Below are 11,714 nucleotides of genomic sequence, written 5' to 3'. Positions count from 1 at the left end.
TCGATACTCGAGATTGATTTCGTATGCAAATTACGGTACTCGGAGCTGGAAGTATGGGCCACGGAATCGCGCAGGTCTCCGCGATGGCGGGCCACGATGTCGTTCTCAGGGACGTCGAAGAAGCGTTCGTCGAGGACGGGCTCGAGGGCATCCGCGACAACCTGCAGGGCGGCGTCGACCGGGACAAAGTCACCGAAGCCGAGATGGAAGCCACGCTCGGGCGCATCGAGGGGACGACCGACCTCGAGGCGGCTGTCGACGGCGCCGACCTCGTCGTCGAGGCGGTTCCCGAGGACATGGACCTGAAACAGGAGGTCTTCGCGGACGTCGAGGCCGCCGCGGACGAGGAGACGGTCGTCGCGTCGAACACCTCTTCGCTGTCGGTGACCGAGATGGCGAGCGCGCTCGAGCGTCCGGAGCGAGCGATCGGCCTCCACTTCTTCAATCCGCCGCACATCATGGATCTGGTCGAGATCGTCGTCGCCGAACAGACCGACGACCGCACGGAATCGTTCGCCGTCGAGTACGTCGAGGACCTCGAGAAGGAGGCGGTTGTCGTCCGGGACACCGCTGGCTTCGCGTCCTCGCGCCTCGGCGTCGCGACCGGCCTCGAGGCGATCCGAATGGTCGAGGAGGGCGTCGCCAGCCCGGCGGACATCGACGAGGCGATGAAGATCGGCTACGGCTATCCGATGGGACCGCTCGAGTTGACCGACCACGTCGGGCTCGACGTTCGGCTCCACATCGCCGAACACCTCCGCGAGGAACTCGGCGAGCGGTTCAAGCCGCCCCAGACGCTCCGCCGGAAGGTTCGAGCGGGGAACCTCGGGAAGAAATCGGGCGAGGGGTTCTACGTCTGGGAGGACGGCGAGCGCGTCGGAACGAGCGGCGACTGGGGTGAGGCCGATGAGTGAACTCGAAGACGACTACGACCTGCTGTCGGTCGAGGTCGGCACCCGCGCCGATCGGGTCGCGACGGTCGCGATCGAGCGCCCGGACGCCCGAAACGCGCTCAACGGTCAGGTTCGGACCGAACTCAAGGACGCCGTGGCGGCGGCCGATGGGGACGACGACGTCCGGGTTCTCGTCCTCACCGGCGGCGATGGTTCGGGATCGTTCGTAGCAGGCGCGGACGTGACCGAGTTTCGAGAGCGCGGCGTCGTCGAGCAGCGCGAGGCGAGCGAGCGCCCGCGAGTCTACGAGACCGTCGACGACGCGTCGATTCCCGTGATCGCCCGGATCAACGGCCACGCCCTCGGCGGCGGCTGCGAACTCGCACAGGCCTGTGACGTACGAATCGCCGAAGCCGGCTCGAAGCTCGGCCAGCCGGAGATCAACCTCGGCATCATCCCCGGCGGCGGCGGCACGCAGCGGCTCACCCGCCTCGTCGGCGAGGGACAGGCGATGCGGCTGATTCTCTCCGGCGAGCTGATCGACGCCGAAGAGGCCCGCGAGATCGGTCTCGTCGACGAGGTGCTCGAGACGGACGACCTCGACGAGCGGGTGGACGACCTCGCCGGGAAGATGGCGTCGAAGAGCCCGATCGCCCTCGAGTTCGCCAAGAACGCCGTCAAGGCCAGTTCCCGGATGGGGCTCGAGGAGGGACTGGACTACGAGGCCGAACTGTTCGTGCAACTGTTCGCGACCGACGACAAGGACGAGGGGATCGACGCGTTCCTCGAGGGGCGCGACCCCGAGTTTACGGGCCAGTAGGAATCAGCAGTCAGCTGGCAGCCTGGGAGATGGGTCTTTTGGACGCCGTCTGGGAAACTCGAGAGCGTCACTCGCCAACGAGCGCGTGCCGCTCGTTCTTTGGGGTTGTTACAGCGAGAGAGTTCGGATCGCGACAGCGAGTGACTCGTAGATAGTGACGGCTGGGACCGTAAGACTGAACTATCATGTTTGTGAATGAGTACCTATGCCAATGAGTATGGTAACACAGGAAGATATCGCACCGACAGACCAACGTGAGACGCCATTGTTCGACGCATGAAACAGCCGCTACTCACGACTGATTATCTGGACCGAGCGGTGACGCTGTTCGGCGACGAGGTCGGTGTCATCGCAGACGATGGGACGGCGTTTACGTACGCCGAACTCGGCGAGCGGGTCGACCGACTGTCGAACGCGCTGCGGGCGCGCGGCGTCGAGAAGGGGGACCGCGTCGCGTTGCTCTCGCCGAACTCCCACTACTTCATCGAGACGCTGTACGCGACAATGCAGATCGGCGCGCTGTTCGTCCCATTGAACTTCCGGCTCCAGCCCGAGGAGTACGACTATCTGGTCGACGACTGCGATCCGACCGTCCTCATCGCCGATTACGAGTACGCGGGGAAACTCGAGCACCTCAAAGGCGAGTGCGGCGTCGGGTCGTGGATCGCCTACGACGCCACCACGGTTGAGGGTAACTGGGACGATTACGAAACCGTCCTCGAGAACTCCCCGGCGACCGCGCCCGACGCAGTCGACCTCTCGGAGGACGACGACGCGACGATCCTCTACACGTCGGGGACGACCGGAGACCCCAAAGGGGTCGTCCACACCCACCGCAGCCAGCACTACCACGCGCTGATCCACGCCCACCACGTCGAGTTCGAGGACGACGATACCATCCTCTGGACCTCGCCGATGTTCCACATCAACGGCTGGGGGCACATCTACGGGCTCACCGGCATCGGCGGCACCCACGTCATCCTGCGGGATTTCGACCCCGGAACGGTCTTCGAGCGCATCCGCGAACACGACGTCTCGTTCCTCGGCGGCGCGCCGACGGTCCTGAACATGCTCCTCGAGTACCGCGACGAAGCCGACGTGCCGACCAGCGGCGAGAAGCCGGTCCGCGTCGAGACCGCGGCGAGTCCGCCACCGAAACAGACGATCAGGCGAACCGAGGACGAACTCGGCTGGCGGATCATCCACGCCTACGGCGCGACCGAGACCGGTCCCCTCATCACGACCAGCAACTCGAGGCGCAGGATCGAGGCCGGGGACAAGTACGACATCATCAACAAGCCGGGCTTCGCCACGCTGAACACGAAGATACGCGTCGTCGACGAGGACGGCGAGGACGTGCCGCGGGACGACGCGACCAAAGGCGAGGTCGTCGCTCGAGGCAATCAGGTCCTCGATCGGTACTGGAACAAGCCCGGGGAGACCGAACGCGCGTTCCACGACCGCGTCGACGACTGGTTCCACACCGGCGACATCGCGACCATCGACGAGAACGGGATGATAACGATCGTCGACCGGAAGAAAGACATCATCATCTCCGGCGGCGAGAACATCTCCTCGATCGAAGTCCAGGATACGATCTACGACCACCCCGAGGTTCGGGTGGCCGCGGTCATCGCCGTCCCCCACGAGAAGTGGGGCGAGACGCCGAAAGCGCTGGTCGTCACCGACGACGACTCCGAGTTGACCGAAGACGACCTCATCAAGTTCACTCGAGAACGACTCGCCCACTACAAATGTCCCACGCAGGTGGAGTTCCGTAAGTCGCTTCCCCAGACCTCGACCGGCAAGATCCAGAAGTTCGAACTGCGGGAAGAACACTGGAGCGACACCGACGAGAACGTGAATTAGGCGTCTCCAACGCGCTTAGGGGGCGGACGGATTCGATCCGCTGGCCGAATCGAGCGGGCCGGGCGATCAAAATGGGACCGCCGGGCGATCGAAGTGGGACGGCCGCACGGTTGAATTGGAACCGCCGCGCGAGCGGATCAATCGCGGCCGACGCGAGCGCCCCCGATACAGGGGTTCGACCGACCGTCTCTGTTCTCGACGTAGCTCTCGTGGTACTCCATGAGCTGAAACAGCGTCCCCGTCGGGTTCGCCGGCGAAACGAACGCCTCCGACCAGTCCTCGCGTTCCGTGTGGTCGACGACCTGCAGTCCTGCCCGTTCGACCGACTCGATCATCGCCTCGATATCGCCCACCTCGAGCGTGACGTGGTGGAGTCCCGGTCCGTTTTCCGCGAGGTAGTTCGTCAGGAAGGTGTCGTCTGCGATCGGCGCGATGAGTTCGATCCGCGAGGCGCCGCCGAGTTCGTAGTAGGCCCACCTGAACTCCTCGTCGACCGGCTCCTCGATGAGTTTCTCGCATCCCAGCGCCTCGAGAACCGGTTCACCGTCCTCGATCGATTCGATGGCGATCCCGACGTGATCGACGCGGATCGGAACGTCGTGTGCTGACATGGCAGTATCACCGAGGAGCGCCGGCCACAAAACGATTCGCGTCGCGAGGGCGTCACTCCCAGTCGGGCTCTCGACTCTCGAGGAACGCCGAGAGCCCCTCGTCGAAGACGTCAGAGTCGCTCATTCGCTTGATCGCGGCGCGTTCTTCTTCCAGGTGCGAGTCGAGTCGGCCCTCGAAGACGGAGTCGACGAGCACCTTCGTCCGAGCGTAGGTCTCCGTGGGCCCGTGGGCGTACTCGATCGCGCGTTCGGTGACCGCCTCGAGAAACGCCGACTCGGGACACTCGAAGCACTCGTTGGCGAGCCGGAGTTCGACGGCCTCGCTCGCGGTGATCGGCTCGGTGTCGAAGAACAGCTCCCTGGCTTTGTACGGGCCGACGGTCTTGACGAGGAAGAACGGGGCCGCGTTGTCGGGGGTGAGCCCCACGCGAGCGTAGCCCGTGTTGAGGACTGCATCCTCGTGCATGTAGACGAGGTCCGAGGCGAGGACGAACCCGAGGCCGCCGCCCGCGGCGACGCCGGTAACGGCCGCGATCACCGGCGCGGGGAAGGTCCGCACCGATCGGATGAACCGGTTCGAGGCGGCGGCGATCGTGTCGATCTTGGCCGATCGCATCTCCTGTGGAGTCCGCTCGATCTCGCCGAGATCGGCCCCGGCCGAGAACACCGGCTCGCCATGGAGGACGAGCGCGTCGACTTCCCCGGAGAGGGATTCGACGGCGGTCGCCAGCGCCTCGACGCTCGAGGGGTGAAAGACGTTCAGCGACGTCTGGTTCGTTTCGAGGACGAGTCGCGCGACTGACTCTGTCTCGAGGCGTTCGATGCGAACGGATTCGTGGACGCGTTCGGTCTGTGTGTTCACGATTACTCACGTCGGCAAGACGCCGTCATTTGACTCCGAGATACGATTCCATCGCCTCGCGATCTGTCGCCAGCTCCGCGGCGGGCGATTCGTGGACGATCGCTCCGGTCTCGAGGACGTACGCGTAGTCGGCCAGCTCGAGGGCCATCTCGGCGTTCTGCTCGACGAGCAGGATCGTCACGCCCTCTTCGTTGAGTTCGCGGATGATCGCGGCCACGTCGTCGACGATCTGCGGTGCCAGCCCCTCGGACGGTTCGTCGAGCAGGAGCAGATCCGTTTCGGGTCCGAGCAGCGCTCGAGCAATGGCAAGCATCTGCTGTTCGCCGCCGCTCAGGGTGCCGGCGTCCTGCCCGCGGCGCTCGTCGAGTCGCGGGAACCGACGGTATATCTCCTCGAACCGGTCGGCCTGAGCGCCGTCGCCGCTGTGGGCCGCGAGCCGGAGGTTCTCCTCGACCGTCAGGCCGGTGAAGACGCGCCGTTCCTCCGGGATCCACGAGATGCCGCGGTTCCGAATCTCGTGGGGTTCGCGCCGATGAATCTGCTCGCCTCCCTTGGTGATCTCCCCGTTCGTCACGGGCGTCAGTCCCATGATGCTTCGCAGGGTCGTCGTCTTGCCCGCCCCATTTCTGCCGACCAGCGCGACGATGTCGCCGCGGTCGATCGACAGCGAGAGGTCGAACAGGATGTGACTCTCCCCGTAGTGCGTATCGATCGAGTCGACCGACAGCAGGGTGTCACCGTCCTCGTCCGCGCGCCGCTTGGGTTCCGGTTCGGACTTACTCACCGCCACCACCTCCGAGGTACGCCTCCTGGACCCGGTCGTCTCGCTTGATCTCCGCCGGCGTTCCCCGTGCCAGCAACGATCCCTTGTTCATCACCGCGATGCGATCGGAGATGTCCATGACGATGTCCATGTCGTGTTCGATGAGTATCAGCGTCACGTCGTCTGCGATCTCCCTGATCAACTCGACCGTCTCTCTGGTCTCCTCGGGGCTCATTCCGGCCGTGGGTTCGTCCATCAGTAACAGCTCCGGATCGGCAGCGAGCGAGATCGCGATCTCGAGGTGGCGGCGCTGCCCGTAGGAGAGGTTCGCCGCCGGGCGGTCTGCGACCGCCGAGAGGTGGACCCGCTCTAGGATTTCGTTTGCCTCCTCGATCGGCCCGCCGATAGCGCCGTGGTGGCGAACGAAATCGCCGGGTCGAAAGCCGGTGTGACGCGCCTGCGTCGCGAGTCGGACGTTCTCGAGCGCCGTGAGCTCGTCGAAGAAGTTCGTGATCTGGAACGAGCGAACGACGCCGCTCGAGACAATGTCGTGTGGTTCCCGCCCGCCGATCGGGGAACCGCGGAACCAGATCTCTCCGTCCGTCGGGGCGTGTTTGCCGGTAAAAAGGTTGAAAAGCGTCGTCTTTCCCGCCCCGTTCGGGCCGATGATCGAGGTGATCGTTCCGGACTCGACCCGGAGCGAGACGTCCTCGACGGCCGTCAACGTCCCGAACGTTTTCGTCAGATCCTCTGTCTCGAGGACGATACCATCCGCGGTCGTGTTCGAGTGTGCATCTGTCGTACTCGTCGTCATAGTTAGCCTCTCACCGCCTCGACGTAGTTTCGAATCGCTCCCTTCACGTTGTCGATCGCGCCGCCGGGATCGTTTCGAAGCGAGATCAGGATGCCGGCCAGTCCCCGCGGCGCGAAGACGACGACGGCGACGAAGACCGATCCCAGAATGACCTCCCAGCTCGCGAAGCCGGCGAGTTGCTCCTCTAACAGGACGATCAATCCCGCGCCGAGCATCGGCCCCCAGAGGGTTCCCATCCCGCCGACCAGCAGCATGACGATGAGTTCGCCGCTGACCATCCAGTGGAGGTTCCCGGGGTGGGCGACGCTCTGAAACGGCACGAAAAGGCCGCCGGCGAGGCCGGCGAAACCGCCGCTTATGGCGAAGCCGGCGATCTTGTATCGCCGGACATCGTAGCCAATGAACTGTATCCGTTCTTCGTTCTCGCGGATCCCCTGTAACACGCGGCCGAACGGGGAGTTCGCGAGGCGGACCAGTACCGCCAGCGAGAGCGCGACGAGCGCGAGCGTCAGGTAGAAATACATGAGCGTCGACGTGAAGTCGATCCCGAACAGTTCGTACATACCGATTCCGTAGAGGCCGTTATCACCGCCGGTAACCGACTCGCGGCCGAGAACCGTCGCCGGGAGATCCGTGAACGCGATCACGTAGAACATCTGCGCGAACGCGAGCGTCAGCATCGCGAAGTAGATCCCCCGAGCGCGGACGCTCAGCCAGCCGATGAGCGCCGCGACAGCGACGCCGGTGAGAATGGCGGCGGGCAACACGACGAACGCGTGGGAGGTTCCGTCGATGAGCAAGATCGCGGCCGCGTAGCCGCCAGCGCCGAACATGGCCGCGTGTCCGAACGAGAGCAACCCCGCGTAGCCGAACACGAAGTCGAGACTTAGCGCGAACAGCGCGTATATCAGCATCCGAACCAGGATATTCAACCAGAACGGGTGGATCTGTTCGACGATCGGTGCGGCGACCGCGAGCACGGCGATCGCGACGACCAGGGCGAGTCGGCCCCGGCTCGAGAGGAGGTGATTCCCCGTGCTCGCAGGCGAACTTCGCTCGAAGAATTGGGTGACTGCTTTCATTTATGCTGCCTCCGTGGTTCCGAAGAGTCCGCTCGGTTTCGCCATCAGTACGAGTGCCATCAGCACGAACAAGATGAGGTCCGTCAGCGTCGGCGCGAGCAGCGCCCCGTAGGCGGTCACCAACCCGATCAGCAACGCGCTGTACACCGCTCCGCGGAAGCTGCCGAGGCCACCGATAACGACGATGATGAACGCCTCGATGATGACGTTGAATCCCATACCGGGGTTGACCGACTGGGTGCCACTCAGGAGGACCCCGGCGACGCCGGCGAGTATCGCGCCGAAGACGAAGACGCCGGTGAACACCTTCGAGACGTCGATTCCGAGCGCGTCGACCATCTCCGTATCGTGAGCGCTCGCGCGCATCAGGATGCCCAGATTCGACCGTTCGATCGCGAGCCAGATCGCCCCGACCAACACCGAACTGAAGACGAACACGAACAGCCAGTAGATCGGGTACTCGATCGGGCCGACCGGAATCGATCCGGAGAGGATTTCGGGCGTCGCCATCTGGCGGGACTGTGCGCCCCAGATCTGGACGATCGCGCCCTGTATCATGATCGCGATGCCGAAGGTCAACAGGATGTGATACAGCGGGTTACGACCGTAAAGCGGTCGAAGCGACAGTATTTCGATGGCAGCGCCAATGACGCCGACCAGGAGCGGGGCGACGAGCAGCGCCAGCCAGAAGTTTCCGAACTGGCCCGCGATGATCGTTCCGAAGTACGCCCCCAGCATGAACAACGATCCGTGCGCGAAGTTGATCACGTCGAGCATGCCGAAGATCAGGGTCAACCCCGCGGCGATGAGCGCGAGCGTCATGCCGAGTTGGAGACCGAGCAACGTCGCTCGGATGAACGCCTCAACCATTCGCGATTGGCCCCCGTTGCGTGCGTTCGTCTCGAGCGTTCGGTCGTCTGACATGCCCGCAGTGGGGCGAGTTCGTGTCGATCATTCGACTCACAGGCTGCAACCCCAGGACGGTCCTTCGACCGATTCGATCGTATCGGTCACTTCGTTTACGACTGCGTTCTCGCCGTCGCTCTCGACGACCTCGAGGACGTACATGTCCTGAATCGCCTCGTGGGTGTCCGGGTTGAACTGGAAGTCCCCGCGCGGGCTCTCGAGTTCCATCCCGGAGAGGGCACTGACGAGGTCGTCCGGGTCCGAGCCGCCGGCTTCCTCGATCGCCGCGCCGAACGCCTGACCCGAGTCGTATCCCTGGCAGGCGTAGACGTTGGCGGACGCGTCGTAGAGTTCGTTGTACGCCTCGACGAAGGTCTGATTCCGCTCGCTCTCGATCGTCGACGAGTAGTGGAGCAGCGAGTACATGCCCGCCGCCTCGCTTCCGTGCGAGGGGAGCGTATCCTCCGAGAACATGAACCCGCTCGCAGTCTGGGTCATCTCCTCGTGAATGCCGAGGTCGGTGAGATCGTCGACGTAGTTGATGGCATCGGAGCCGGCGAAGAACGAGTAGATGGCGTCAGCGCCCGAATCTTCGATGTCGCCGAGATACGGGGCGTAGTCGCTCGTTCCCAGCGGGATGCCGACTTCCTCGACGACTTCACCGCCGGCCTCTTGGAAGGCTTCGCTGAAGAAATTCTTCGAATTCTGGCCGAAGGCATAATCCGCGTAGGACAGAGAGACGTTGTCGGCGACGTTGTCGTAGACCCACTCGGCGAGCGGCGCGCTCGTCTGCCAGTCGTTGAACGAGGTTCGGAAGTGGTAGTCGAGGCACCCTTCCTGCGTGACGCGGTAGTCACCAGCGTTCGCGTTGAGCCAGATGGCACTCGATTCCGTTTCGATGATATCCATCATCGCGATGGCGACGGCACTCGAGACCGGACCCACGATCGCATCCGCCCCCTCTTCGATGAGCAGCTGTCGCGTGACCTCCACGCCGCGGTTGGTATCGGCCTCCGTGTCGAGTTGGACGGTGTTGACTTCCTCGCCGTTGATTTCGCCGTCTTGCTGTTCGAGGTACATCTCGAATCCGTTGACGATACTTTCGCCGAGGTACGCGTAGGTTCCCGTAAACGGAAGCGCGTAGCCGACGGTGAGTCCGGACGAGCCACCCGTACACCCCGCCAACGTCGCCCCAACGCCTGCCGCCGCGGTTCCCGCAAGATACTGTCGACGCGAGAGCGTCGATGTCGGTCCTCGATCGTTGGCATCATTGGTACTATCCCCCTTGCTAGGTGTATCCGTGTCTCTACGAGACATATGGTTTGTGTGCACACCACATGTATATATAACTTATGTTGATGTTGGTTGCGCCGCGGGTAGCCACAACGATGGGGATTTAACTACCCTCGTTTGGTACTCGGTGATACATGACGGACGACGTAGCGACGCTCGAGGAGGCCGTCTCCCGAATCGATTCGGGAAGTTCGATCGCGGCCGGACTCGCGCTCGAGCACGCGATTCCGTTCGCGGCGGGACACGAACTGCTCCGACAGGGAATCGATGATCTCACGCTGATCGGGCCGATCAGCGACCTGCTGTTCGATCAACTGATCGGCGGGGACGCGGTCGCCGCCGTTCGGGCCGCGTGGGCCGGGAACGTCAGCGCCGGCACGGGCTACCGGTTCAGAGAGGCCGTCGAGACCGACGCGATCAGCGTCGAGGACCACTCCAACTTCAGTATCGCGCTGGCGCTGCAGGCGGGAGCGATGGGCGTGCCCTACCTGCCGACGAAGTCGCTGCTCGGGAGCGACATTTTCGAGCGAAGCGAACTGTTTCGCGAGGGGGAAGATCCCTTCGGCGGCGACCGGCTGGCGCTCGTTCCGGCCATCGAGCCTGACTGGGCAATCGTCCACGCCCAGCGGGCCAGCCCCGACGGGGACGCACACCTCTGGGGAAACACGGGCATCACCGACCCCGCCGTCGGTGCCGCGGATAACGTCCTCGTCACCGCGGAGGAGATCGTTTCCCCCGACGTAATCAAGAGCGACCCGAGCAGGGTCGGTATCACTCGAGACGCGGTGACGGCGGTCGCGGAGTGTCCGTTCGGCGCGCATCCCTCGCCAGTTGCCGGCTACTACAACCGGGACAACGACTACTACCTCGAGTACAGCGAACAGACGAAGACTCAGGGAGCGTTCGAGGAGTGGGCCGAGAAGTGGGTCTACGGTGTCGACGGCCGGGCCGAGTACGAGACGCTCGTGGAACGCGATCTCGAGATCACCGAGCCGACAGTCTCCGCGGAGGTGCAGTATGGCCAGTGAGGAGTACACGGACAGAGAACTGATGGTCAGCGCGGCGGCGAGCGAGATCGAGGACGGCGACACCGCGTTCGTCGGTATGCGGTTGCCGCTGATCGCGTTTCAGGTCGCGGTGAGCACCCACGCACCGAACTCGATGGCGGTCTACGAGAGCGGCGTCGTACGGGATTCGCCCGCGGACGGGTTTATCCACACGATGTGTGATCTGCCGAACCTGAATCGGGCGGTGTCGACGACGGGGATGATCGACATCATGTCCCGCCTCCAGCGCGGCGACGTCGACGTCGGCTTTCTGGGGGGTGCGGAGGTCGACCGGTACGGCAACCTGAACACCACGTGGGTGCAGGGCGGCGACCAGGAGATTCGTCTCCCGGGCAGCGGCGGTGCCTGCGACATCGCCTGTCTCGCCGACCGGACCGTGTTGCTGATGCCCCACGAACCGCGCCGGTTCGTGGAATCGGTCCACTACGTCACCAGCCCAGGCCACGCGAGCGATGGGTCCGGACGGAACACCCACCCGGAGTCGGGCGGCGGACCGAGCGCGCTCGTCACCTCGAAGGCGACGTTCGGCTTCGACGACGACGGCGAACTCTACCTCCGCAGTCTCCATCCGGGCGCGGACGAAGCGGCCGTCGCCGCCGATTTCCCGTGGGAGGTCCAGACGGCAGCGGACGTCGGCGAGGGTCCGGTGACGACGACGCCGGAACCGACGGGCGAGGAGCTCGGGCTGATCCGAACCTTCGACCCGGACGGATTCTGGACCTGATCGAACCGAT

Annotated in this window: 12 protein-coding genes; 5 read left to right on the top strand and 7 right to left on the bottom strand. The window is 64.2% G+C overall.

Annotation, left to right across the window (positions count from 1 at the left end):
* Window positions 1–23 precede the first annotated feature (23 nt).
* From BM348_RS15215 to BM348_RS15205, 3 genes are all read left to right on the top strand, one after another.
* The gene (locus BM348_RS15215) at window positions 24–914 is read left to right on the top strand and encodes a 3-hydroxyacyl-CoA dehydrogenase family protein (RefSeq protein ID WP_092906045.1); all 891 of its coding nucleotides are present in this window, start codon (window positions 24–26) and stop codon (window positions 912–914) included.
* The gene (locus BM348_RS15210) at window positions 907–1,713 is read left to right on the top strand and encodes an enoyl-CoA hydratase/isomerase family protein (protein WP_175507206.1); all 807 of its coding nucleotides are present in this window, start codon (window positions 907–909) and stop codon (window positions 1,711–1,713) included. Before BM348_RS15215 ends, BM348_RS15210 begins: the two co-directional genes overlap by 8 nt.
* 276 nt (window positions 1,714–1,989) lie before the next feature.
* Window positions 1,990–3,582 (top strand): long-chain-fatty-acid--CoA ligase, encoded by a 1,593-nt coding sequence (locus tag BM348_RS15205; RefSeq protein WP_092906041.1) that lies wholly within the window; start codon window positions 1,990–1,992, stop codon window positions 3,580–3,582.
* 137 nt (window positions 3,583–3,719) lie between these two features.
* On the opposite strand, the gene BM348_RS15200 is transcribed toward BM348_RS15205, so the two are convergent.
* From BM348_RS15200 to BM348_RS15170, 7 genes are read right to left on the bottom strand one after another with little or no spacing between them, the layout of a single operon-like run.
* On the bottom strand, window positions 3,720–4,193 hold the full coding sequence (locus BM348_RS15200; RefSeq protein ID WP_092906038.1) for a VOC family protein: 474 nt from the start codon (window positions 4,191–4,193) through the stop codon (window positions 3,720–3,722).
* A gap of 52 nt (window positions 4,194–4,245) precedes the next feature.
* Window positions 4,246–5,055, bottom strand: a complete 810-nt coding sequence (locus BM348_RS15195) for an enoyl-CoA hydratase/isomerase family protein (RefSeq protein ID WP_092906036.1) — start codon at window positions 5,053–5,055, stop codon at window positions 4,246–4,248.
* A gap of 25 nt (window positions 5,056–5,080) precedes the next feature.
* On the bottom strand, window positions 5,081–5,848 hold the full coding sequence (locus BM348_RS15190) for an ABC transporter ATP-binding protein (protein ID WP_175507205.1): 768 nt from the start codon (window positions 5,846–5,848) through the stop codon (window positions 5,081–5,083).
* Window positions 5,832–6,632 carry an ABC transporter ATP-binding protein gene (locus BM348_RS15185; RefSeq protein ID WP_092906032.1) on the bottom strand — a complete coding sequence of 267 codons (801 nt, stop codon included), beginning with the start codon at window positions 6,630–6,632 and terminating at the stop codon, window positions 5,832–5,834. The genes BM348_RS15190 and BM348_RS15185 overlap by 17 nt, the downstream gene beginning before the upstream one ends.
* 2 nt (window positions 6,633–6,634) lie before the next feature.
* Entirely contained in the window at window positions 6,635–7,714 is a 1,080-nt protein-coding gene (locus BM348_RS15180; protein WP_092906030.1) for a branched-chain amino acid ABC transporter permease, read from the bottom strand.
* A complete protein-coding gene (locus tag BM348_RS15175) occupies window positions 7,715–8,638 on the bottom strand; it encodes a branched-chain amino acid ABC transporter permease (protein WP_245779480.1) in 924 nt (307 codons plus the stop codon). It abuts the gene before it with no gap.
* A gap of 36 nt (window positions 8,639–8,674) precedes the next feature.
* Window positions 8,675–9,937 carry an ABC transporter substrate-binding protein gene (locus BM348_RS15170; protein WP_092906028.1) on the bottom strand — a complete coding sequence of 421 codons (1,263 nt, stop codon included), beginning with the start codon at window positions 9,935–9,937 and terminating at the stop codon, window positions 8,675–8,677.
* A 110-nt stretch (window positions 9,938–10,047) separates the two neighbouring features.
* On the opposite strand from BM348_RS15170, the gene BM348_RS15165 reads away from it, so the two are divergent.
* Together BM348_RS15165 and BM348_RS15160 are read left to right on the top strand one after the other, a co-directional pair.
* A complete protein-coding gene (locus BM348_RS15165) occupies window positions 10,048–10,941 on the top strand; it encodes a CoA transferase subunit A (RefSeq protein ID WP_092906026.1) in 894 nt (297 codons plus the stop codon).
* The gene (locus BM348_RS15160; RefSeq protein WP_092906024.1) at window positions 10,931–11,704 is read left to right on the top strand and encodes a CoA-transferase subunit beta; all 774 of its coding nucleotides are present in this window, start codon (window positions 10,931–10,933) and stop codon (window positions 11,702–11,704) included. Before BM348_RS15165 ends, BM348_RS15160 begins: the two co-directional genes overlap by 11 nt.
* Window positions 11,705–11,714 lie beyond the last annotated feature (10 nt).

The organism is Halostagnicola kamekurae (assembly GCF_900116205.1).
Taxonomy (GTDB): Archaea; Halobacteriota; Halobacteria; order Halobacteriales; family Natrialbaceae; genus Halostagnicola; species Halostagnicola kamekurae.
The sequence above is the reverse complement of the archived record's forward strand: the minus strand, read 5'-3'. Positions and strand labels throughout refer to the sequence as shown.